Below are 20,996 nucleotides of genomic sequence, written 5' to 3' on the forward strand. Positions count from 1 at the left end.
TGATCCGAGCGAGTTGAACTCACCGAGTGTGACATGTTTTGGAGGAACTTCGAATGTCTAGCCAATAATAGATATAGGGCTACTGTTGTGACAAAGGTGATGAAGGATTATCGGAATATAGCCGCGGGAGAGTTTGAGGGTTATAACCGGCTCGTGACGATTTTGTACCGCTGTTTGCACACCAACCAAGGCTTCCAGGCTTTTTTTGATGAATTCCGAAAACAGTTCTGGTGTCTTCAGGGAGGGATTCTGGGGTTGACCCACGAACCTATGCAGATGGCATACGGCTGGACCTTCGGATACCCGGAAGGGTTCGAGCAATGGTTTTTAAACAGTGGCTTGGCAGAAAAAGACGACGCGCTATTGCATTTCAGCGCGTTGCCACCTCGGCAGTTTGATTCGTTAGCCGGCTGTAATCCCGAGGTTGATATTATGGACGTGGTTACCGGGGAAACCCGTGACTGGGTAAAAGCCGTGGGGCTTGGCGACAGTGCCGGTATGCTGGTCAGCGAGGGGCCTAGCGCCAAGGTGGTGTTTTTGGCAAACCGTCATCGGGATGAAGGTCCATATACCCCGACAGAGCTGGCGCAGATGAACATGCTGGCGCCGCACATTGAAAATGCCGTCGGGTTGTTCCACAAGATTTATCAGTCAAGAACCCAGCACGAAACCTTGGCGATGGCGTTGGATAAGGTTGGCAAGCCCATGATCGTGCTGGATGAGATGGCCCGCGTGGTGAGCTGCAACGCCGCGGCGGACGAGGTGTTGAGTTCCCATCCTCGCTTGTTCGTTACCGAGGAAAGCGATTTGCGCCTGCAAAGCCGGCACCAAGGATTTAACCGACAACTGAATGATGCCATTCTGACGAGCATTTTTAATGCCCGGGACGGTGTACAAGACATGATCGCGCTGTTTGATCAGTCAGGTGATGAGCGATTGGCCATTTGTGTTACCCCTTTATCCATAGAAGCGGAACTTGATTCGGCGGAGGCGCACGGCCAATACGGTGCTCTGGTAGAACTTGTTCCTTTCGCTGCAACACGAACACCCGATATCGGCAAACTCAAACGGCTTTTTAGCTGCACGCATGCCGAGGCGATTACGGCAGGGCATCTGATGCACGGGTTGAGTATTAATGAGGCTGCTGAAGCTGAAGGGTTATCTGTGCATACCGTCAGAGGATATGTGAAGAATCTTCTGGCGAAGAATGGATATCGCCGCCAGGCGGAGCTGGTTGGTGCGTTGGTAAGAGCGATAGGCTAGCGGGAGCCCACATCCGAGGTTGCTTTCTGCACGCCTCGGGATGTGGGTAGTTTCAGCAATGGGGGTTATTTGATGGGCTCGTCATCAACTTCCGTGACGAACTGAAGCTCGAGCGGATCGACACCATCAAGATGTACCAGGAACTGGGGGTCCCCGCCCTTCACATTCAGGAAACGCCAGTGGCCATAGTCGCCAGATGTGCCGTCCGTTTCGGTAAACACCAGAGCGCCTGATGTGCTGACCTCCCAAGTGCCCGCTACGTTGTTTTCACCGGAACCGCCAAAGTACATTTCGCCCTTACGGCTGTCATTTTCGGTATAGAGATCTACTGTGATCCGCGAATCTGTGGAGAACTCCAGGTCGTAAGCACCCTCTTCGCCGGGCTCTACCAAATCGCTGAAAGCGAAGAAATAGCTGTCTTTAGCCATGTCACCAGGGTAAAGGTCGGCTTCTACGTAAACCGGTTTGGTGTCGCCTTCGAAATCCCGGAAATCAACCGCATAACGGCCCAAACGCACCAGTGTGAAGCTGTCCTGACTGTTGGCATTGTCGGTTAACGTAAGCTCGCCCGTGGGATGCAAAATGGCGGGGCCGTTTACCGGGCCGTCGCCATCATTGCCCGGGTTGTCGTACAAACCCCCCGGGCCGTCCAGATCGACGATGAAGTTGCTGACCGCAAAGGTCTCGCCGTCAAAGCTGTAGTTACCCCATTCCGAGGAAACGCCTACAGGACTGCTGCTGCCGTAAGTCTCTTGATTCAAGTTGTGTGCGATTACGTAATTGCTGTCGTCCAGAATGGTCAACACGTTGTGAGCGTTTTTGCCGTCAATTTTTCCCTCGCCAAGGTACCAACTGCCCACCAGACTATCGCGCTCGTTTCGGATCGGCTCGAAGACAACTTGTTCGTTATCACCGGCCGCGGTGAGTTTCAGGCCGCCATTCACCAATTGCATGGTCCAGGTGGCGGTTTCGTTCACGTCTGCCAGGCCGCCGCTGCGGTCGGAATCGCCGAGGACGGTCAGGTTAAGGTCACCTGATGCGTTGTCCCAATCGTAGGTGCCGTATTCGCCGGTGCCCGCTTGCTGGTCACCGTCGTCGGCATCGCGATGCACGATCAGATATTCGCTGCCGTTGAAGAAGGTCAGAACGTTTACGTTGCCGTTTGGCTCAACGAACCTCCAGCTCCCGGTGAGTTCGCCATTCTGCGACTCTTGGAAGTGGGCTATCGCATCGATTTTGTCGATCAGGGTTTTACTGGTGCCCTGAAGTGCTGTGTTGGCCTGGGTTTCGAAGTCGGATTCGCTAACGCTCGGGTCTAGGGCAACATCTTTGAGGGCGGTATGCAATGCGGGAAGGATGTTTATGCCGTTAGCCGGGTCGCCGTCGTCGTCCAGCGTTTGCAGCAGGCGAAGAATATTGACGACCGTTTGGTCTTCATTCCAGTTGGCCGTGCCGCTTCCCATATCTGCGGGCGTGATACGGCCTGTCGCCGTTACCGGTGGCAGGTTGATGCCACCCACGCTGAAGGTGACCGTGTCACCGGACTGATATTCGTATTCGCCCAGGTTGTTGGTTTGGCCTGTTTGTCGGCTGGGGGATGTTGCATAGTTAATACCTGCCACGGCACTGTCAACGAACACGCCGGTTTCGTTTGCGCCGGCGGGTGAGGGTGTTGATGATGAGCCGCCGCCGGATGAGCTGCTGCCGCTGCATCCCGTTAAGGCGATGGAGGAAATGACTGCTGTCAGAGCCCAGTTTTTGAATTCTTTCATAAAAACTCCTTTTTAAGAAAACTGCCGCTGAAGGGGCTCTGGCAATCTAACATGGATAAACTTTCATAAACTGCCCCCATTTGGGGGGAGGTAATTAGGAAAGCGAATGAAAAAAAAGACCAAGAATTTCTTTGTGCAAAGAATACTGCGGTTCTTTCTTTGGTGCGCCGCAGGTGCGGTCGCATTGGTTCTAGCAGTGATTTTATTGTTTCGGTTTGTAAACCCGCCAACGTCTGCGTTTATGTTGGGTTACCAGCTGAGTGATGAGAAGCCTGCGCTCAAGCACGAATGGGTGCCCCTGCCGGAAATTTCTGAATGGATGGCCTTGGCGGTGATGGCCAGCGAGGATCAGCGATTCCCCGAACACCATGGGGTCGATTTTCAGGCTGTGCACAAAGCGGTTTCGGAATATCAGGCCGGTGAGGGCTTGCGTGGTGCTAGTACGATCACCCAGCAAACGGCTAAGAATCTGTTTCTCTGGAACGGCCGCAGCTTTGTTCGAAAGGCCGTCGAAGCGGGGCTTGCTCTGGCGATTGATGCGATCTGGTCAAAACGGCGCATTCTTGAGGTCTATCTGAACATCGCCGAATTCGGCCCGGGCATCTACGGTGTGCAGGCGGCCAGCCGCACTTATTACCGCATTCCGGCCGGCGTGTTGTCCGCTACCCAAGCTGCGCACCTGGCAGCGGTATTGCCCAATCCCAAGAGGTTAAGTGTGCGTTCTCCCTCGCCTTACGTGCAGGAACGTGTGGCCTGGATAGAGGAGCAGATGGGACAGTTGTCGCGGTGGGGCTATCTGGATGCACTATAGCGGCATCCAGATAGCCGGCGTGGGTGTTAACCGATAATCGCAGGTGTCACCACTGCGCCTCCGACGAGCAACGCCACAAAGAGCAATGATGCCAGGATAAACGGCTTCAGGCCCAAGTGCCTCAGGGCTTCAATTCGAGTTTGATATCCGAGAGCCGCCATCGCCATGGTCATGGCTATTTGCCCGGCGAGGACCAGCGTGCCTTGGGCTGCCTGGGGTAGATGTAACAGACTATTCAGCACGACAACGGCGACAAACCCAAACGCAAACCACGGAATCGTGAGCTTACCTGTTGCCGCGTCATCGCTGTCGGTTTGAATTCGGTTCCGTGTCCAGATTTGGCCGATCACCAGAAGAAACGGCACCAGCAGCATCACTCGCACCAGTTTCACAATGACCGCATTGGCCATCGCTTGCTCCCCAACGGCATTCCCTGCGGCCACCACCTGCGCCACTTCGTGGACTGTAGAGCCAATGTAAATGCCGTATAGCCCCTCATCCCAGCCGAGTAGCGGAAACATAATTGGGTAGATAAACATGGCCAGCGTGCCGAATAGCACCACCGTGGCCACCGCCATAGAAGTTGCCGCAGGCCTTGCTCGAATGGCGCCTTCGGTGGCCAGTACAGCGGCCGCACCGCAGATTGCGCTGCCTGCACTGGTAAGGATGGCGGTATCGCGATCCAGCTTGAGCCAACGGGTGCCCAACCAATATCCAGCCGTTGTGATGGTGAGTACAACGAGTGTATCCAAGACCAGAATCATGGGGCCCAGGCCCACCAACTGCTGTACGGTTAGGGAGAACCCGAACAGCACAATCCCTGTTCTTAATAACCAGCGGGAAGCAAAGCCAAGCCCGGGGGCGACACCTTCCAGTTGTTTGCCGATACGGAGATTTCCAATCACTAGGCCCAGTATCAACGTGAACACCAGAGGCCCAATACCGGTATATTGAACGGGAGGCAAAGCCGCAAGGCCGTAGCCAGCCAGCGTCAGAAACGCGCACAACCCTAATCCCTTGAACATTCTGCGATACTCCTAACTTCTTGGAATATGCATATTCTATTCTGGATATTTGATATTCGAGAAATGGTTGTTTTGTGTTTCTGTAATCGATTTTGTGAATCTAATTGCGGCGTGCTGGGTGGGCGAGAGCGGTTTGAGCTTGATTCTATAAGGACGGATTTTTCGGCCAGTTTTACTGTTTTGTTTATATATCAAACAATTTAATTCTATTTACTATAGTATGGATGTTTGAATTTGGTGATTACACCAAAAGTGGACGGGGTAAACAGTATGAGTAAGAAGAACGAAAAAGCGACATTAACTTCTGCCACGATTGAAGAGCAGACAGCGGCGTTTTTAAAGGCGGGTGGTTCTGTTGAACAAATAGGTAAGGGCAAGAGTGGGCAAACGTTCCCCACCGGTTCAAAGCAGATTAATCTGAAAAAGTAATAACGTATTCTGATAGCAACAAAAAAGGCAGCCTAGGCTGCCTTTTTTAGATTACGTTGTACCTGTTATTTACAGGGCAACAACGTTCTCTGCCTGAGGGCCTTTCTGGCCGTCAGTTACGGTAAATTCGACTTCTTGGCCTTCGGCCAGAGTCTTGAATCCGCCGCCTTGAATAGCGCTGTAGTGAACAAAAACATCTGGGCCGCTTTCACGAGTGATAAAGCCAAAACCTTTTGCTTCGTTGAAGAACTTAACGTTGCCGGTAACTGTAGACATAATATATAACCTGATTTTAATCAATAATGTGCCGCCAAGAGATCGTTGTGATCTTTGATCAGCGAAATGCGGGAAACAAGAAAACGTGCAGGGTCAAAAACAGGACTAAAAGTATGACTACTTGAAAGGTCTTATTCGTGAAATGCTTTGCCAAATCTTTCCAACGAGAGCTAAGGTACGCTAGTTAAGAGGTGCTGTATAGGAAAAGTTTCAATTATTTTCAAAAGGCCGTACAGCGCACGAATTACCTGAGCAGATTTTTCATTCGGATTGATACAGGACTCTATCACCCATGGCAGGTGCTTTTACCTTGATCACCCCCACCGAGATTGTCTTCGGGCGCGGGCACATCGCACAACTGAACGAGCGGGCGGGCAAGCTAGGTTCGCGGGCACTGGTGGTGCACGGTAAAACCCCGGGCAGGCTTGCCGGAGTTTTCGAATCCCTCAACGCTATCGATATCGTCCAGACGCTGGCGATTGAAAAAGAGCCCGACCTGAACACCCTCACAGCCGCCATTGAGGAAGGGAAATTATTGGGTATTGATCTGGTCGTCGGGATTGGTGGTGGTTCGGTGATGGATTCTGCCAAGGTGCTGGCGGCGATGCTGCCCAGTGAGACCGGTTTGATGAGCCATTTGGAGGTGGTTGGAGACGGGCTTCCGCTAACGGCCAAACGCCTGCCGCTGATATTGGTTCCAACTACCTCAGGCACCGGTGCTGAAGTGACCCGCAATGCCGTGGTTGATGTGCCGGATGCCCAGCGCAAGGTGAGTTTGAGGGATAACCAGTTACTCCCGGACCTTGCGTTGGTGGACCCGGCGCTCACCGATAACTGCCCGAAGACGGTTAGCTTGCACTCCGGGCTGGATGCGATTACTCAGGTGATCGAGCCGTATCTGTCGTCTCGCGCCAATCTGTTCACGGATATGTTGTGCAGGGAAGCGATCCCGAAGGGGCTTGCCGCTATAAAACAGTTGATGAGTAATGAGTCAGCTGAGGCACGTGATGCTCTGGCTCAGGTGAGTTTGTTCGGTGGCCTTGCGCTGGCCAACTCAGGGCTGGGTGTGGTGCACGGCATTGCCGGCCCGCTGGGCAGTTTGTGTGGTGCGCCCCACGGTGCCATTTGTGGTGCGTTGTTACCCGCGGGTATTGCGGCGAACAGGGATAGCGTAGTTGAGGCTGACCATAAAGCTCGTATTGATCAGGTGATCGGCTGGATTGCGGAAGTGTTCGAGACGTCGCCAGATCAGGCGTTACCCCGTTTTCGTGCCTGGATTGCTGAAAGTGGTTTGCTCGGGCTGGCGTCTATTGGTGTCAACGAAGACCACATTATTGCCGCCACCCAAGCCGCAGCGACTTCCTCGTCCATGAAAGCCAATCCCGTGGTGTTGCACGCGGAAACCATCGAAGCGGTTATGCGTCAGTCGTTATGACAGCGAAGAGGCCGGGTTGGATTTTTCCGCATCGGTTGCGGATTCCTGGCATTCGATGATCTCTAGTGAGCCCGGTAGGCCGACTCGATGCTTGTTGCGAATTTTGTCGGTGTAGAAGCGGTCAACGTAGTTAAACGAGGCGACTTTGCAGTGGGAGTCGTGCGTCCATTTGCTGTGATCGGCGACCAGTAGGCGGGCTTTGGTATTGGCAATGATTGCCCGGCTCACTTCCGCCTCCCGTATCTCGTGATCCATCAGGCCGTTTACCAAGTCCATACTGCCGGTGCTGACGATGCCAAAATCGGTTGTGAAGGAGCTGAAGAAGTTAGTGACTTCGGGCCCAACCACGTCGTGATGGGCGTGGCGGTAGATGCCACCCGACACAATCACTTCGATGCCGGGGTTCCCCGAAAGCGCTGCCGCAACCCGGAAGTTGTTGGTCAAAATGCGCAGAGAAGTGTGCCCAATTAGGGCTTGGGCGATCAACTCTATGGTGCTGCCAACCCCCAGGCTTACCGCGGCACCTTCTGGAATGTCGGCGGCCACGCGTTGGGCTATTCGCTGTTTAGCGAGCAGATTGGGAACAGGTTCTTCGGGCAGGGGTACCAGGGCCGGGACGGGCTTGGGCGGCAGGCTGACACCGCCATAACGGCGCCGCAATAAACCTAGCTCGCACATCTTGTTGATGTCGCGGCGAATGGTTTGCGTGGTGACGCCAAAGCGCTGAGCAATGTCTTCAACTTCGACATGCTCTTGTTCATGCACCCATTCAAGAATGCAGCGCTGGCGTTCTTTGGCGCTCATCAGACTCCGTGCTCAATCAAGTGCGATGTTGCAGCCAGACCTCTGCCATTTCAGCAAAACCCAGCCCCGATGGCTGGCTGGCAATGGCTGCCGGCTGGTGTGTCATCACGGGTAAATGCTTGCGAATGTTAGCGACCCCGACGCTCATTGGAAAGCTGCGGAACATGCTCTCGTCATTCGGCGCATCACCAATGAAGATGGCGCGCTTCTGTAAAGCTTCGGTATCCAGCCCCAGCAACTCCTGCCCGACCCGAAGGGACATGGTGGATTTGTCGAATTCACCGAGCCAGATGTTGATGTGGATAGAACTCTGCCGAACGCTGAAGCCCTGAGCCACCAGCGGGTCATGAATGGCGGCCACCTGTTCCGGTGTCAGCGATTCCTGCTGGTTGTAGTCCACGGCCACATCCACAAAGCGGAAGGGTTGGTCTGTGGCCAGCTTGGCTTCAAAGTCCAGATCCAGCGCTGCTACCGCGTCTAAGATCGCTTGCTGGTCGCGGCGGTGCTTGGCTTCGTTTTCCCAGAAGTGCCAGCTAACGGTCTGCGGGGCCGTGCGCTCAGCGTAGAAGGCACCGCCTTCACCAATCACCGCTTTTACCGGCCAGGTACGAATGATCTGGTCACACCAGCCTGCGCAGCCACCGGTTACCGGGATCACGCTGATGCCGGCCTCCGCCAAACGGCAAATGGCGAGATAGGTCTCTGGCAGTAGCCGGCCACCGGTGGTGAGCGTGTCGTCCACATCGGTGAAAAGAATGTCGGCGTTGCCAAAATCGATAAGGTCTTTCATAGAAACGGTTTTCCAGTTCACAGCGCGAGTGTTTGTCGCCCAAACGTATTCAGGCGACAAACACTTCAAGGTCAAATAACTTTCTTGCGCAGGACGCTGGTCAGCGCCTCGCCCAGAATGACCAATACAACGATGGCGAGCAGGATGGTTGCAACGGTTTGCCATGCGAACATGTCGATGGAGCCTTGCAGCAGCACGCCGATACCGCCGGCGCCTACCAAGCCCAATACCGTGGATTCACGGATGTTGATGTCCCAACGCAGAATAATGATGGCGAAGAATGCCGGCATGACCTGAGGCACAATCGCATACAGCACCACTTTCATTTTGCTGGCACCAGTTGCTTCCATCGCTTCAACCGGGCGACGATCGATTTCCTCAATCGCTTCGCCCATCAGCTTGCCGATGAAGCCAACGGAGCGGAACATTACCGCCAAGATACCAGCCAGAACACCGGGGCCAAAAATGGCCACGAACAGCAAGGCCCAGATGATGGTGTTCACCGAACGGCTAGACACCAGAATGAATCGACCAATCCACAGTGTGGCCTTGTTCGGTGTGGTGTTCTGAGCCGCGATGTAAGACACCGGCAAGGCGATGAAAATGGTCAGCATGGTGGACAGCGTGGCGATGTGGACCGTTTCCAGCATGGCGGAGAATATCGCATCCCATTTGCTGAACTCCGGTGGCCACATACGTGCGCCCAAGCTTTGGATCTGGTTGGGCGCATCCCACACCCAGGGCCAAAAGATGTCGATGTCACTCACGGCCCATACAACCGCCATCAGCGTGACCAAATAGACCACATAGCGCGTAAGCTGTTCTTTACGGTCGTAACGTGACCAGACTCGATCGGTCAGTTTTGCTGCGTGATCTACCATATTTTTTTCCTCACCCATCCACTTAAGCCTTCACTGAGCAGAATGATCGCAATAATCATCAGCAGAATGGCAAAAGCGAAATCGTAATCGTAACGTCCGAATGCATTCATCAAGGTGCCACCAATACCACCGGCACCGACGATGCCAACCACGGCGGATGCACGCAGGTTACTGTCGAGCTGGTACATAGACAGGCCGATCTGACGTGGCATGATCTGCGGAAAAACCCCATAAATCAGGATTTTCATGTAACCGGCGCCGACAGAGCGCATGGCTTCCACCTGGCCCCAGTCGATTTCTTCAATTTCTTCAGCCAGCAACTTGGCCACAAACCCGATGGAGTAGAGGGTTAGGGTAAGAATGCCCGCCATGGGGCCAAAGCCCACCGCCGCAACAAACAGAATGGCGACGATCACCGGGTGAAAACTGCGGGAGACGATAATGAGCGTCCGCCCCAGCAGGTAAATGGGCAGGGGGGCTACGTTACGAGCCGCCATGACCGCGATGGGTACAGACAGAAGAACGCCCAGCATGGTCGCCAAAAAGGCGATCTGGAAGCTTTCTTTGAAGCCGGTCCATAACAGCCCTGCACGTTCAAAGCTGGGAGGGAAAGCGCCGCCAAAAATTTTACCTGCGCGGGGCAAGCCTTCGGCGATACGCTGCCAGTCAAAGGGCAGTGTCGAGAATGCCCAGTACAGGTAGGCCAGGGTGATTGCGACCAAACCATAGCGAATCCAGGGATTTGCTATGAAAGGGGGCTTTTTCCAGACCCTGCCCGACTGTGCATCGGATGCAGTTCTGCCGGATGTCATGCGGAAGCCTCCTCAGCCGGGGATGTTTGCTCACCGGCATCTTCTTCCGGCGATTCGATACCACCGTAGATGGCATCCAGTGCATCCTGATTGAAGTCTTTGGGTTCACCGTCAAAAATCATCTGTCCATGACGCATGCCGACAATACGGTCGGTGTACATGCGCGCCTGCGTGACGTTGTGAATGTTGATCAGTACAGGCAAGGACATTTCACTGGCAAGGCTTTGCAGCAGGCTCATGATCTGCTGTGAGGTCTTTGGGTCGAGCGAGGCTGTGGGCTCGTCGGCCAGAAGAATTTCGGGCTCTTGCATCAGTGCACGAACCACTGCAACGCGCTGGCGTTCGCCACCAGACAGTTGGTCGGCACGTTTATCGGCGTAGTGCGCGATACCCACACGCTCCATGAGGTTGAATGCGCGGTCGATATCCGATTGCGGGAAGCGGCGAGTCAATGCCTGGAAGAAGGACACATAGCCCAAGCGCCCGGAGAGCACGTTTTCCATCACGGTTAAACGGTCAATCAGGTTGAAGCCCTGAAATACCATACCGATGCGCCGGCGAGAATGGCGCAGCTCGCTTCCGCGAAGATTGACCAGCTCGTGGCCGTTCAGCTTGATCGAACCCGAGGTCGGCTCGACCAACCGGTTGATGCAGCGTAACAGGGTGCTTTTACCGGCACCGGATGCGCCGACGATGGAAACAACGCTGCTGCCCTCGACCTTCAGGTTCAGGCCTTTAAGCACAGGCTCGTTTTGCCCGTAACGTTTTACGAGGTTGGTAATCTCTAACATGTGGTTCACTCCGGGTAGAGCCTCTGGCGTGTGGCCAGAGGCTCTTGGTCTGCTTATTTGAGGTTTTCGCGGGTGTACTGGACACCATTGGAGGCCTGGATGGTGCGGATGACCTTCCAGTTGTCTTTGTAGTTGATCGGAATGAAGGTCTCGACGCCTTCAAATTCTTCTCCTAGCTCAGTGCCGGCGAATTTGAAGGTGTAAAAGGCCTCACGGATCTTCTCAACCAGATCAGGGTGCAGGTTATGTGCGTAGTTGTATGAGGTTGTTGGGAAACGATCGGATTCCCAAACCAGACGTACGTCGTCTGTGTCATACAGACCACGAGCTGCCATACGCTCTACCACTTCAGAGGCTACCGGAGCCGCATCATAGTCTTTTGCAACAACGCCCAGCATGGACTGGTCGTGGCTTCCTGAGAAGGTGATTTCATAGTCTTCCCCAGGAACGATACCCAGCTCTGGGAACAGCGCTCTGGGAGCCTGGTTACCGGAGTTAGACGTTGGGGAGGTGTGGGCTACACGCTTGCCTTTCAGGTCTTTCATTTCATGAATGTCGGAATCACTGTGGGTGTAAACCTGCAGCGTATAACCGAACTGACCCGAGTCTGAACCCATCAGTGCGAAGGGAACGGCGCCGGCCAAGTTAACCGCAAAAGGTGTTGGACCAGTGGAGAAGCCAGCAATATGCAGGCGGCCACTGCGCATAGCTTCTACTTGAGCGGAGTTGGACTGAACGGCAAAGAAGCGAACATCACGGCCGGTCACTTCCGACAGGTGATCGATGAACGGCTGCCAGATGTCAGAGTAAATGGCAGGGTCTTCAACCGGGGTGTAGGCAAAGATCAGAGTGTCGGGGTCATTCCACTTGGACTTGTCTTTTGGCAGGTCTGCAACCATGTCGCCATTTTCGTCGCAGTACAGAGTATCCAGTGCGCCTCTTTCGCAGTCAGCCAATGCCTGACCGCTAAAACCTGTCATTAAAACGGATGCCGCCAATGCGGCAGAGGGCAGTACCCCGGGAAGCTTTTTCTTATGGAAATTCATTGTGATTCTCCGTCGGGAGCGGTCCATGCGGTTTTATTGAACATCTGGGAGGGCCGGCTCCATTGGTTTTTATTTCTAGATGTTCAATTGAACATTTATGGTAACAGCAAACGTCTATTAGGCAAGATAGTTCTTTTCTGAGGTTGCCGGGGAATAAGTCGGCCGATTTTTGCTGAGAACTACGTCAACTTTGACCGCCGCAGCTGTTGAATCACGGTTAGATCAAACCGGATCGGATCATGTCGAAGGTGTCCAGAATGCGTGCGACATATTGGTCTTTCGGCCGGAAGCTGCTTTGGGTGCTGAGTGTCACGTCTTGCTGTAGATGCTTCAGCAGTTTGTTCAGGCGCCGTCTATGCAGGCCGGTTGCAGCCTGCACCGGATCGAAAATTACGCCGGATAAGGCTGCAAACGCAGACAAGGCCGCCATCACTGCGATCATGACGCTGACGGTGGTTGCTAGTGACGGTTCCGGCGGAAATACGCTGTAGTACCAACCGCCGATGGTTTCACCCAGAATAAAGTCACGGGCGGCCATGGTCTTGGCGAGTATGGACGCCAGCACCACCCCGAGCCCAATACCACCCGGTGTAAACTTCTGGAAAGCGAATGCGCCCAGCACCGTGCAAGAAATACTGTTGGTGATGTCGGCAGATGCGGTTCGGGTTATCCGATACTGACTGAGCGCATCAGCAACCAGAGGCTCGATCAGCTTGATGAACTGTTGGTGATCCGCTGCCTCAGAACTATGGCGGGCGTAAACTGCCTCCAGAGCTTCAATCAGGTAGCTTTCCAGCAGATTTTCGTCCGGCCTGCTGGTCGGCTGGCCGTTGTTCAGTAGCTCTTCCTGAATCAGCGTTGATATGTGCGCCTGTACCCGGGTGGTAAAACCCGCGGGTACGCGATCGGCCAAGCGGTACAACCAGCCAAGGCCGGCTCGATTGCGAACCAGAATTTTCACCAGGCATGCCAGAGCGTAAATCGGCGCCCACAGCAGATTGATGGGTGCCCGCAACATGTCCCAGCCCAGCGCCATTCGATTGGTGGCCCAAGCACCGGGGTAATGGAAGTGGCGGTCAATAAACGCCGGTACCCGTGCCCGGCAGTCGTCAAAATAGCGCTCGGTGCCAGAGTGGATGGCCTGCTCTATCTCCGCCTCAGATACGTTGTGATCGGGCGGTGTGTCGGTCTTTGTTGGGCTGCAAGCAGAATTCATAGGAAACGTCATGCGTCAGTCGCTTTGATCAAGCGTCGGTATTAGCGTTAACAGCTCTCGCAGCATGCTGTAGCTCAGGCCCCAGATGCAGTAATCCTTATACCGGCAGCAGGGCATGTTTAAGGTGCCGAGCGGTGTGCGCCAGGGCAGGGTGCTCTGATTTTCCTTTTTAGCGAGGAAGGATAGCGGAACCCACACCACTTGTTGCACTTCGTGGTTCAGCATGACGGACGAAGGTCCAAGCCATTCGTACACATACGGTGTAATGACCATCGGCCGCCAGCGGCTGTGATGTCGTGTGAGCAGGTCCGATAACCGAGTATGGAAGCGGCCATGTTGCTTAAGGTCGACGCCGGTTTCTTCGAGGGTTTCCCGTTCGGCGGCCGCTCGAGTGGAGGGATCCTCCGGTTGCAGTCGGCCTCCGGGGAACGCCATGTCCCCCGACCACGGATCGCCGTCTCGGCGCGCCCGCTGGATGAACAGCAATTCCGTTCCACCGTGCTCGGTCTTTCGATAGACCAACGCCACGGATGCGCGGGTGACGCGTCGCCGGAACGGTAGTTTTTGGGGGCGCAGGTTTCTGGCCCAGCGGGTGAGTGCCACAGGATGGTGTCCTTTCAAACGGATGGCGACCAGCCTACCCAATCGCCATGCATACGTCCAAAGGCTCGGCCAATCATTCAGGCAAAATCATACTCTCCGCCTTTCTCCAGAGCTGATTTGTAAGCAGGCCGGGCGTGTACGCGCTCTACCCAGGCGGTGATGTTTGGTCGGTTCTTACCAACGATGCCCCGAGCGACTGAGGCTTCAAGCGGGAAGCTCATCTGAATATCTGCCGCGCTGAGAGTATCCCCCAGAAACCAGGTGTTTTTCGCCAGATGCGCTTCGACAAAATCCAGGTGTGTTTTGATCATCGGGCCGATGAAAACTTCATTGGTTTTGTCTGAGATGCCTTTGGCCACGGGCTTGATAAAGAAAGGCATCGGGCTGGTTTTTACCTTCTCGAAGACCAAACGCATTACCAGGGGGGGCATAAGGGAACCTTCGGCGTAATGCATCCAGTAGGTGTAATCCAGCCAGGCCTGGCCACCGGTTTCTGGCAGCATGGTGTCTTTGCCATAGGTGTGGGCAAGGTATTCGATAATTGCACCTGACTCCGCCACCACCAGATCACCGTCGGTAATCACCGGCGATTTGCCCAGTGGGTGAACCTTCTTGAGGCTTTCCGGTGCCAGCATGGTTTTGGCATCGCGCTCGTAACGCTTGATCTCATAAGGCACGCCCAACTCTTCCAGCATCCAGAGAATGCGTTGTGAGCGAGAGTTGTTCAGGTGGTGGACGGTAATCATGCAGAACTCCATTTGCATTGGAATGAGAAGAAGACTGAAAGAGTAGTCTGAAACTGCTTTTTTGGATCACTTTTGGTTATGTTTCGCGAGATTACGTTGCCTGCTCATTTTCGTCCTGAAAACCAGCAGTCGGTTGTTCGCGGGCATGGCATGCTTTTCCGACAGGGTTAACCCCACATCGTTCGCCAGCTTGCTTATGTCTTCCAAATTCCGGATGCCCATGTGAGCCGCGTTGGCTTTCAGGTGTTGGTCAAACTGACGGTTGCTTTCACTGGTATACCGGCCTTGGTTGTTGAAAGGGCCGTACAGGCAGAAGGCGCCGTCGTTGGGCAGGCGCTCACCAATGTTACGAAACATCTGTTCGACTTCTTCCCAGGCCATAATATGAGTGGTGTTTGCCGAGAACGCCCAAGTAAAGGATTCGACGGGCCAGGGGGGAGTGGCCACGTCCAGTTCAATCGCGGGCAGGATATTGGGTAACGCAGCTTGCGCCAACCGAGGGCGACAGGTGTCCGCCGCGTATGGATGATCGGTCGGTTGCCACTGCAGGTGAGGCATGGCCTTGGCGAAGTGCACCGCGTGCTGCCCGGTGCCAGTGCCGACCTCCAATACTTTGCCCGGCGCATCGAAAATCTCACGCAGCCTTTCCAGAATTGGTGATTTGTTGTTCTCACAAGCCTGGGAAAAGGGGAGGTCTGTGGTCATTGAGTTACATCTCCTGTTGCTGAACACTGTTTTCAGGTTATGCGTGTTAAGCGCCTGTGAAAACGAATCCCGTTGGGGCTGCGTGTGCATATAATGCGATGATACCGATGAAGAAAACCGACATCGTTGCCATCTTGAAGGAGCATACATTGAATCAGAAAGGATCACTCACGTCATGGAACGACGCCAAGGGCTTTGGCTTCATCACTCCGGAAAACGGTGGCGATCGAATCTTCGCACACATTAGCGCTTATCAGGGGCAGGGCCGGCCTTCTTCCGGGCGCCAAGTGAATTTCGCGCTCACCAAAGACAAACAGGGGCGGCTGCGGGCGTCGCAGTTTCAGTATGCCGGAGCGGCGCGCTTGGGTGCCTCCGTCGCGCCCGGTGTTTGGTGGGCGTTGTTGATTGCGGCTGGGGTGTTAGGCGCGCTTTCGCTGTTGAGTTGGCTGGGTTATGTACCACTGCTGGTACCCGCGGTTTATGGCGTGATGAGCCTGATTACATTTCTGATGTACGCCGTTGATAAAGGCGCAGCGGAACGGGGTAATCGGCGGGTGCCGGAGGGGCGGTTGCATTTGTTCGAGCTTCTCTGTGGCTGGCCGGGGGCTTTGGTGGGCCAGCAGTTCTTTCGCCACAAAACCCGAAAGGCTTCGTTTCAGGCGACCTTCTGGTTTCAAGTACTTCTGAACCTCGCGGTGCTTGGCTGGTTGCTGACCTGGCCGGCGGCCGAAAGCGCGCGGCAGGCTCTGGGCATAGAGCCGGTTTGGCTGATCCATATGTCGCTTTGAATGCCATTCATTGAAAGAGCCGAGCAGGTATTTGCATGATGTTAGGGCTTTTCGGGATGATGGCTAAATCTACGTTACAACGATCCCGGAGGCGGCGATGAATGAAAACTGGCTGAAAGCTTTGCCCAAGGCGGAGCTGCACCTGCATCTTGAAGGCGCCCTTGAGCCCGAACTGATGTTTACGCTGGCCCGGCGTAATGGCATTGAGTTGCCGTGGAGCGATGTTGATGCGCTGCGCCAAGCTTATTCCTTCAATAACCTGCAAGAGTTTCTGGATCTGTATTATCAGGGCGCCAACGTGCTGCGCACGGAGCAGGATTTCTACGACCTCACCTGGGCGTACCTGCAGAAATGTCAGGCGCAAGGCGTGGTGCATGTTGAGCCTTTCTACGACCCCCAAACCCATACTGAGCGCGGCATTCCCTTTGAGGTGGCTATCAATGGCATCTGCACTGCCCTGCGTGATGGGCGCGAACAGTTAGGCATTTCCAGCGGGCTGATCCTTAGCTTCCTGAGGCACTTGTCGGAAGACGATGCTTTCCGCACGCTTGAGCAGGCGATGCCGTTTCGTGATCAGTTCTTTGCGGTGGGGCTGGACAGCTCTGAACAGGGCAACCCTCCCAGCAAGTTTGAACGGGTGTTTGCCAAGGCGCGGGCTGAGGGCTTACTGGCAGTTGCCCACGCCGGAGAGGAAGGGCCGCCCGAATACATCTGGCAGGCACTGGATTTGCTCAAAGTGAGCCGTATTGACCACGGCGTGCGTGCCGCAGAAGATCCGAGATTGCTCGATAGGCTGGCGGATGAGCAGATTCCGCTAACGGTGTGCCCTCTGTCGAACACCAAGCTGCGAGTGTTCCCTGACATGAGCCACCACAACATTCTGGAGTTGTTGGAGCGTGGCTTGAAGGTCACCGTGAACTCGGATGACCCATCCTATTTCGGTGGTTATGTGTTGGAGAACTTCCTGGCACTGCGAGATGGTTTGGGAATGACCGAACAGCAGGCCCGGCAGCTGGCACAAAACAGCATGGATGCTCGGTTGGCCTTTTAAACCCATTGTGTTGGCCTAAACACCGCATAGACAATGGCCTCCATCGATCGCAATGGAGTTAACGCAAAGATGGCACGAGTAACCGCGCACGACGGTGCCAAGCTGAAAGTACGGGAAATCGGTCGGGGCCCGGTGGTTATTTTACTTCATGGTTTTGGCATGGAGAGCCGCCATTGGTTGCCGATTGTGTTGCCGTTGGCGCATAAATTCCGATTTGTGCTTCCCGACTTTAGAGGTTTTGGCGGGTCTTCGCGGCTGACCTGCAGTGAACCCTGTGTGTTGACCAGCCACGCCAAGGATCTGGATGCCGTCATCCGTGCCTACAGTCACGGCAAGCCGGTTGGCTTGGGCGGTATTTCCATGGGCGCCAGTACCTCTTTGCGTTATATGGAAATGTTCGGCACCGAGGCTATTCGCCATTACGTCCACATTGATCAGGCACCGCGCATTTCTCACGGCCCGGATTGGCCTTGGGGGATTTTTGGTGAGTCTGGGCCGGAGCGAATTCGTGGCTGGCGGCCGATGCTGGATCTCATTGCGAAGATTGATCCGCAGACACCGTATGAAGCATTGCCCGTATCGCTACGGAAGAAATTGCACGAAGACCTTGCCGGCTTTATGGGAGCGGCGTTGAGTCGCGATTGGATGAAATGGACAGCGGGGCAGCTAATGCGTGTGCCGCACATTGCGAGGCAGCTCGTGCCTTTGGATAACTGGTATACCTTGTACCAGCACATGCGCGCCTACACGGAGCGGGAGTACGATTTCCGAGATCTTCTGCCAACACTGGAAGTACCGACGACCGTCATAGCAGGCCGTCGTTCAGAAATGTATCCCTGGGCTGGTCAAGCGATCATGGCGGATTTACTGCCCAACGCGAGGCTGGTGACGCTTGAGAACAGCGGGCATGTGCCGCTGATTGACCAGCCCATCGCCTGTATTCGAACGCTGGGTAAAGCGTTCGGATAAGCGGGCTCTAAAGTTTACTCGGGTGCCGGATTATTCAGCCGGTGCCCACAGACCCTGCAGTTGCCCCAGCAGTGAAGAGCCAATGCCCTGATTGCCCAGGAAGCCCAGAATAACGGGTACAAACTGCTGCACCATGGCGGCATCCATTCCCAAAGCCGAGAAGGCTGACTGAACCCCATCCATTGATGAAATATTCGAAAGCAGGCCTTCGGCCAGCCCGCCACCGCCACCCAGAAGGCTGGATAGGCCGGAAGCTTCGCTGCTCAGGTTGCTGATGGTCTCTTGTCCCAGCTGGTTCTGAGCTAGCTGAAGCAAGGCACCGGTGCCGCCCACGGCTTGCGCTTGGGTCACACCCAGCTCGTTGGTTAGCTGGCCTACCAGCTGTTTGGCTTCACCGTTGACTTCGGTGGTCTGAGAAAGGGCCATCGCGCCGGTAGAAAGGGCATCGTTCAGGCCGAAAGCACTGGCGCTGGGCGAGAGCAGGTAGATGCTGGAGATTAAAAGAAATTGCTTGAGGATTGAGTTCATGCAGGTGTCCTGAGTCTGAATTATCGGGTTCTAGCACGACATATTGGGGCGCCGGGTGCGTTTTTCTAGTGAGGGAAACCGAAATAGGGCCGAAAGCAATCGTTCAGCAGGGCAGGATATCATCGGCAGTTCCAGGTGTTTGGTTGAAATATGTACTATTCTTTTCTAACAGCTTCTTCCTACTGATGGCGCGCCATTCATGTTCGGGAGAGTGTTATGAGCCAGGGCCTCTTGGGATTCAGGTTTGTGGTTGGTCTTTGGTTACTCTTGAGCGGCGCTGGCGCTCTTGCGGAGAGTTTTGCTGGCTCGGAAAGCTGTAAGGGCTGCCATAAAGCAATCTTTGAGCAGTACGAACGGTCTGGCCATCCCTACAAAATTCAAGCCGTGAAGGGCCTGCCGCCTTTCTATCCTTCCGGCACCTCGCCCGGTGTTCCTCATCCCCCGACGGGGGAAGATTGGAAAACCATCAGTTACGTCATTGGTGGGTTCGGTTGGAAGGCGCGTTTCATGGACTCGCAGGGCTATATTCTTACGGGTGACAACCGCCAATACAATTTGCCGAATATGGCTCTGGGCATGGATGCGCACTGGGTTGCCTACGAGGGCGACGCGTTATCGCGAAAGCCCTACACCTGTGGCGGGTGTCATACCACAGGATGGGAACCCACGGGGGCCGATGGGCCCCACCAGGCAGGATTGCCCGGCATTCATGGTACCTGGGCTGAACCCGGCGTAACCTGTGAAGCGTGTCATGGTGCCAGTGCTGGGCACGTTGCCAGTCCCAAAGAGTTCAAACCGACCGTTGAGGAAAACTGTGGCACCTGCCATTCGCGGGGTGACCCCAGCCAAATCGACGCACAGGGAGGGCTCATCCGGCATCATGAGCAATACGAGGATTTGTTAGCCTCTCCTCACAAAACGCTAGCTTGCGGCACTTGCCATGACCCACATAAGAGCACCCTCTATCAGGCGGGCGGTTATCGGGGAGACGGCAATACCTGCAAGGCCTGCCATCAAAACGTCGAGATCAAGCTGGCGGCTAAAAAGGATGTGGCCTGCCAGACTTGCCATATGCCACACGTCGCTAAATCTGCAGTATCTACCACCGTGGCGTATGAAGGTGGCAGTGTGCCAAAAGGCGACTTGCGAACACACATTCAGCGCATCAGCACCGATCCGAACTGGAAGATGTTTACCGATGACGGCGCGTTTGTGCGTGTGGATGATGCCGGTAAGGCGTACCTGACTCTGGATTACGTGTGCTTGTCCTGTCACGTCAACAAAGATAGAAAGTGGGCGCAATCCTATGCCGAAAAAGTCCATTGATTCCGGCGGCGGCCAAGAGGCCGCCGGGATATGGGGAAAGGTGAAAAAGAAGTTGGGGGCGCTGCCAATAGACAGTACTCCTAAAGCTCTGCTTGTCGCAGGCGTGATTGCTCTGGTCTGCGGTTATCTGGTGACCAGTTCGAACGTTCTTCTGAAGCCCCGACACCTTGCAAACCTGGAGTGGGATCAACAGAAAAACCTGCTTGATATGGTGAGAAACCAGCCCGGTATACAAGAGCTTTTTGAGGAGGTTTCGGCAGAGCACGTGAAAGCGCATGTGATCGAACTGGAAACAGGGCAGTACATGCGGGCAATCGACCCGAATGAATTTGACCAGCGGGCAGCGGCGAAGCTCCCGGACCAAAGTATCGAGATACCGGTAGATAAGGACCTTGCGAAGATCAAACGGCGGGAAAAGTACGCGAAGATTTATCTGGTCAGTAAAGATCGCGAGATAAAAATGATCATCCTGCCGGTATACGGTAGCGGGTATGCTTCTACTCTGTATGGCTATCTCGGGCTGGCGGCCGATGCCAACACGGTTGTTGGTTTAACTTTTTACGAGCACGCTGAAACACCTGGGCTTGGGGCTCGAGTCGGAGACGCCAAGTGGCTCCAGCAATGGCAAGGGAAGCAAGTGCGCGATTCGGATGGTGACATTCGCATTGGTGTGGCAAGGGGGCAGGTGCCAGCGTCAAGCCCGGCCGCCGCCTATGAAGTAGACGGACTGTCAGGTGCCACCAGGACGAGCCGCAGTGTCACCGGTTTGCTGCGCTACTGGCTGGGGGATGACGGCTTCGGGCCTTACCTCAATACACTCAAGTCTTCGAAGCCGGAGTAAACTTTCCGGAAAGCCCACTGTTTTGTTTTTCTGCTATGTTGTCCATCCTTATGCAATATTCTGCTAAAAAGTGGAGAACTCATTCTTC

Annotated in this window: 23 protein-coding genes; 9 read left to right on the top strand and 14 right to left on the bottom strand. The window is 54.7% G+C overall.

From position 1 onward, the window contains the following. Positions 1-87: 87 nt before the first annotated feature. On the top strand, positions 88-1,263 hold the full coding sequence (locus ACNQ6O_RS03540) for a helix-turn-helix transcriptional regulator (protein ID WP_418051857.1): 1,176 nt from the start codon (positions 88-90) through the stop codon (positions 1,261-1,263). Positions 1,264-1,328: 65 nt separating this feature from the next. Here ACNQ6O_RS03540 and ACNQ6O_RS03545 read toward each other — a convergent pair whose 3' ends face one another. Further along, complete coding sequence (locus tag ACNQ6O_RS03545; protein WP_418051858.1) at positions 1,329-3,035, bottom strand: hypothetical protein; 1,707 nt, start codon at positions 3,033-3,035, stop codon at positions 1,329-1,331. A gap of 106 nt (positions 3,036-3,141) precedes the next feature. Between ACNQ6O_RS03545 and mtgA the strand changes: the two genes are divergently transcribed. Then, on the top strand, positions 3,142-3,846 hold the full coding sequence (gene mtgA / locus ACNQ6O_RS03550) for a monofunctional biosynthetic peptidoglycan transglycosylase (protein WP_418051859.1): 705 nt from the start codon (positions 3,142-3,144) through the stop codon (positions 3,844-3,846). 26 nt (positions 3,847-3,872) lie between these two features. Here mtgA and ACNQ6O_RS03555 read toward each other — a convergent pair whose 3' ends face one another. Beyond that, positions 3,873-4,871 carry a YeiH family protein gene (locus tag ACNQ6O_RS03555; RefSeq protein WP_418051860.1) on the bottom strand — a complete coding sequence of 333 codons (999 nt, stop codon included), beginning with the start codon at positions 4,869-4,871 and terminating at the stop codon, positions 3,873-3,875. A gap of 270 nt (positions 4,872-5,141) precedes the next feature. On the opposite strand from ACNQ6O_RS03555, the gene ACNQ6O_RS03560 reads away from it, so the two are divergent. Further along, positions 5,142-5,300: a hypothetical protein gene (locus tag ACNQ6O_RS03560; RefSeq protein ID WP_418051861.1), complete on the top strand. Its 159-nt coding sequence runs from the start codon at positions 5,142-5,144 to the stop codon at positions 5,298-5,300. A 69-nt stretch (positions 5,301-5,369) separates the two neighbouring features. Here the strand turns inward: ACNQ6O_RS03560 and ACNQ6O_RS03565 are convergent, their stop codons facing one another. Continuing rightward, positions 5,370-5,576 carry a cold-shock protein gene (locus ACNQ6O_RS03565; protein ID WP_323751433.1) on the bottom strand — a complete coding sequence of 69 codons (207 nt, stop codon included), beginning with the start codon at positions 5,574-5,576 and terminating at the stop codon, positions 5,370-5,372. 292 nt (positions 5,577-5,868) lie between these two features. Between ACNQ6O_RS03565 and ACNQ6O_RS03570 the strand changes: the two genes are divergently transcribed. Next, the gene (locus ACNQ6O_RS03570; protein WP_418051862.1) at positions 5,869-7,011 is read left to right on the top strand and encodes an iron-containing alcohol dehydrogenase; all 1,143 of its coding nucleotides are present in this window, start codon (positions 5,869-5,871) and stop codon (positions 7,009-7,011) included. Here the strand turns inward: ACNQ6O_RS03570 and ACNQ6O_RS03575 are convergent. From ACNQ6O_RS03575 to ACNQ6O_RS03620, 10 genes are all read right to left on the bottom strand, one after another. Next, positions 7,006-7,815: a DeoR/GlpR family DNA-binding transcription regulator gene (locus tag ACNQ6O_RS03575; RefSeq protein WP_418051863.1), complete on the bottom strand. Its 810-nt coding sequence runs from the start codon at positions 7,813-7,815 to the stop codon at positions 7,006-7,008. The genes ACNQ6O_RS03570 and ACNQ6O_RS03575 overlap by 6 nt on opposite strands. 16 nt (positions 7,816-7,831) lie before the next feature. Then, the gene (locus tag ACNQ6O_RS03580) at positions 7,832-8,605 is read right to left on the bottom strand and encodes an HAD-IIB family hydrolase (RefSeq protein ID WP_418051864.1); all 774 of its coding nucleotides are present in this window, start codon (positions 8,603-8,605) and stop codon (positions 7,832-7,834) included. 71 nt (positions 8,606-8,676) lie between these two features. After that, the gene (phnE, locus tag ACNQ6O_RS03585) at positions 8,677-9,486 is read right to left on the bottom strand and encodes a phosphonate ABC transporter, permease protein PhnE (RefSeq protein WP_418051865.1); all 810 of its coding nucleotides are present in this window, start codon (positions 9,484-9,486) and stop codon (positions 8,677-8,679) included. Continuing rightward, positions 9,480-10,298, bottom strand: coding sequence for a phosphonate ABC transporter, permease protein PhnE (gene phnE, locus ACNQ6O_RS03590; protein WP_418051866.1), 819 nt, complete (start codon positions 10,296-10,298; stop codon positions 9,480-9,482). Before phnE (ACNQ6O_RS03590) ends, phnE (ACNQ6O_RS03585) begins: the two co-directional genes overlap by 7 nt. Then, positions 10,295-11,089, bottom strand: a complete 795-nt coding sequence (gene phnC / locus ACNQ6O_RS03595) for a phosphonate ABC transporter ATP-binding protein (RefSeq protein WP_418051867.1) — start codon at positions 11,087-11,089, stop codon at positions 10,295-10,297. Before phnC ends, phnE (ACNQ6O_RS03590) begins: the two co-directional genes overlap by 4 nt. Positions 11,090-11,142: 53 nt before the next feature. Further along, entirely contained in the window at positions 11,143-12,135 is a 993-nt protein-coding gene (phnD, locus tag ACNQ6O_RS03600; RefSeq protein ID WP_418051868.1) for a phosphate/phosphite/phosphonate ABC transporter substrate-binding protein, read from the bottom strand. Positions 12,136-12,352: 217 nt separating this feature from the next. Further along, positions 12,353-13,363 (bottom strand): DUF6635 family protein, encoded by a 1,011-nt coding sequence (locus ACNQ6O_RS03605; protein ID WP_418051869.1) that lies wholly within the window; start codon positions 13,361-13,363, stop codon positions 12,353-12,355. A 3-nt stretch (positions 13,364-13,366) separates the two neighbouring features. Beyond that, entirely contained in the window at positions 13,367-13,954 is a 588-nt protein-coding gene (locus ACNQ6O_RS03610) for an NUDIX hydrolase (protein WP_418051870.1), read from the bottom strand. A 77-nt stretch (positions 13,955-14,031) separates the two neighbouring features. Then, positions 14,032-14,700: a glutathione S-transferase family protein gene (locus tag ACNQ6O_RS03615; protein WP_418051871.1), complete on the bottom strand. Its 669-nt coding sequence runs from the start codon at positions 14,698-14,700 to the stop codon at positions 14,032-14,034. Positions 14,701-14,766: 66 nt separating this feature from the next. Continuing rightward, positions 14,767-15,405 carry a DUF938 domain-containing protein gene (locus ACNQ6O_RS03620; protein ID WP_418051872.1) on the bottom strand — a complete coding sequence of 213 codons (639 nt, stop codon included), beginning with the start codon at positions 15,403-15,405 and terminating at the stop codon, positions 14,767-14,769. A 149-nt stretch (positions 15,406-15,554) separates the two neighbouring features. On the opposite strand from ACNQ6O_RS03620, the gene ACNQ6O_RS03625 reads away from it, so the two are divergent. From ACNQ6O_RS03625 to ACNQ6O_RS03635, 3 genes are all read left to right on the top strand, one after another. Then, the gene (locus ACNQ6O_RS03625; protein ID WP_418051873.1) at positions 15,555-16,193 is read left to right on the top strand and encodes a DUF1294 domain-containing protein; all 639 of its coding nucleotides are present in this window, start codon (positions 15,555-15,557) and stop codon (positions 16,191-16,193) included. A 97-nt stretch (positions 16,194-16,290) separates the two neighbouring features. Further along, positions 16,291-17,244: an adenosine deaminase gene (locus tag ACNQ6O_RS03630; protein ID WP_418051874.1), complete on the top strand. Its 954-nt coding sequence runs from the start codon at positions 16,291-16,293 to the stop codon at positions 17,242-17,244. 69 nt (positions 17,245-17,313) lie between these two features. After that, entirely contained in the window at positions 17,314-18,213 is a 900-nt protein-coding gene (locus tag ACNQ6O_RS03635; protein ID WP_418051875.1) for an alpha/beta fold hydrolase, read from the top strand. A gap of 30 nt (positions 18,214-18,243) precedes the next feature. On the opposite strand, the gene ACNQ6O_RS03640 is transcribed toward ACNQ6O_RS03635, so the two are convergent. Beyond that, a complete protein-coding gene (locus tag ACNQ6O_RS03640; RefSeq protein WP_418051876.1) occupies positions 18,244-18,741 on the bottom strand; it encodes a DUF2780 domain-containing protein in 498 nt (165 codons plus the stop codon). Positions 18,742-18,957: 216 nt separating this feature from the next. On the opposite strand from ACNQ6O_RS03640, the gene ACNQ6O_RS03645 reads away from it, so the two are divergent. Then, positions 18,958-20,067 carry a cytochrome c3 family protein gene (locus ACNQ6O_RS03645; protein WP_418051877.1) on the top strand — a complete coding sequence of 370 codons (1,110 nt, stop codon included), beginning with the start codon at positions 18,958-18,960 and terminating at the stop codon, positions 20,065-20,067. Next, complete coding sequence (locus ACNQ6O_RS03650) at positions 20,048-20,908, top strand: Na(+)-translocating NADH-quinone reductase subunit C (RefSeq protein ID WP_418051878.1); 861 nt, start codon at positions 20,048-20,050, stop codon at positions 20,906-20,908. Before ACNQ6O_RS03645 ends, ACNQ6O_RS03650 begins: the two co-directional genes overlap by 20 nt. Positions 20,909-20,996 lie beyond the last annotated feature (88 nt).

This window comes from Marinobacter sp. SBS5, assembly GCF_048285575.1.
GTDB lineage: Bacteria > Pseudomonadota > Gammaproteobacteria > Pseudomonadales > Oleiphilaceae > Marinobacter.